The following is a 1605-nucleotide window of genomic DNA, read 5'->3' as shown; positions in this document are numbered from 1 at the left end:
TGAACTGACCCCCAAAAGTTAGACCAAAAAACTAACTAAAGGAGGTCAGTTTTTTTAATGGCAAAATATAGCAAAGAATTCAAAACAAAAATAGTAAATGAATATTTAAAAGGAAATATAAGCTTTAAAAAATTAGCTGAAAAATATAAACTTTCTCATCAAGAAATAGTAAAAAGATGGGTAAATGCATACAAGTCGCAAGGCAATGAAGGACTAAAAGTAAAGAGAAAAAATACACAATACACTTTGGAATTCAAGTTAAATGTAGTAAACTTGTACTTAACAGGAGAAATGTCCTATCAAAGCCTAGCAAATGAATTAAAGATAAACAACCCATCAATAATAGCAAGATGGGTAATAGACTTTAGAGAAAAAGGCATAGAAGGACTGAAATCTAAAAAGAGAGGAAGACCTTCAAAAATGCCAAAATCCCAAAATAAATCAAAAGCCACAAAAATAGAATCATCAGCAAACATAACTAATATAGAAAACGAATCATTAACACAAGCACAATTAAAAGAAAAAATAAAGAAATTAGAAGAAAAAAACTATTGGCTTAAATTAGAAAATGATGCAATAAAAAAAAGATAGAATTGTCTCAAATGACAGAAGCAGAAATAAGACAATTACTGAAACAATCAAGCTCTTAAGAAACAAATACAAACTAAAAGACTTGTTAAAATACTTTAATATTTCAAAATCAACATACATGTATTGGCAAAAACACTTAAATAGACCGAATAAAGATATAGAAATAGAAAAGAAAATACTTAAGATAAGAAAAGACAATCCAAACTATGGCTACAGAAGAATAACAGCCATGTTAAAAAGATTAGGACTAACAACAAATAAAAAGAAAGTACAAAGGCTGATACAAAAGTTAAAACTACAAGTAAAAAGTTATTCAAGAAAATCTAGAAAATACTCATCCTACAAAGGGACTATTGGAAAAATAGCTGATAATAAAATAAAGAGAAACTTTAAAGTAGAAAAACCATACACACAAATAACAACAGACACAACAGAATTTAAGTATTTAGAAAAAGATAAATCAGGAACCTATCAAATAAAGAAACTCTATTTAAACCCATACCTAGATATGTACAACAGTGAAATACTAAGCTATGAAATATCAAAACACCCAACAATAGAACCAATCATAAAAGCCTTAGATAAAGCTATAGAAATAACTAACAAAGCAAAAGAAGAAAGAATATTCCACTCAGATCAAGGCTGGGCATACCAAGTAAAACAATACACATCAAAACTAGAATCAAATAGTATAATCCAATCCATGTCCAGAAAAGGCAACTGCTTAGATAACTCGCCAATGGAAAACTTCTTTGGAATATTAAAACAAGAAATATATTACGGAAATAAATTCTATTCATATGAGCACTTAAAACAAACAATCGAAGCTTTCATAAAATATTATAACGAAGAAAGAATAAAAGAAAAATTAGGATACTTATCGCCAGTAGAATATAGAAAGAAGAATGCAGCATGAAAATTTCCTACCCCTAGGGGTAGGAAAGGAAAAAGAAATACCAGAGCTAGTTTAGTCCTAACTCTGGTATTAGGTCCAACTTTATGGGGTCACCTTAA

The 1605-nt window shown here is 28.8% G+C and carries 2 protein-coding genes; both read left to right on the top strand.

Going from position 1 to position 1605, the window contains the following annotated elements; genetic code table 11:
- Positions 1–57: 57 nt before the first annotated feature.
- A complete protein-coding gene (locus HMPREF0078_RS08810; RefSeq protein ID WP_004839952.1) occupies positions 58–591 on the top strand; it encodes a helix-turn-helix domain-containing protein in 534 nt (177 codons plus the stop codon).
- 82 nt (positions 592–673) lie between these two features.
- On the top strand, positions 674–1507 hold the full coding sequence (locus tag HMPREF0078_RS08805) for an IS3 family transposase (RefSeq protein WP_081445750.1): 834 nt from the start codon (positions 674–676) through the stop codon (positions 1505–1507).
- Positions 1508–1605: the final 98 nt, after the last annotated feature.

It is taken from the genome of Anaerococcus vaginalis ATCC 51170, from assembly GCF_000163295.1.
Taxonomy (GTDB): Bacteria; Bacillota; Clostridia; order Tissierellales; family Peptoniphilaceae; genus Anaerococcus; species Anaerococcus vaginalis.
This window is presented reverse-complemented; position numbering and strand designations above follow the sequence as displayed.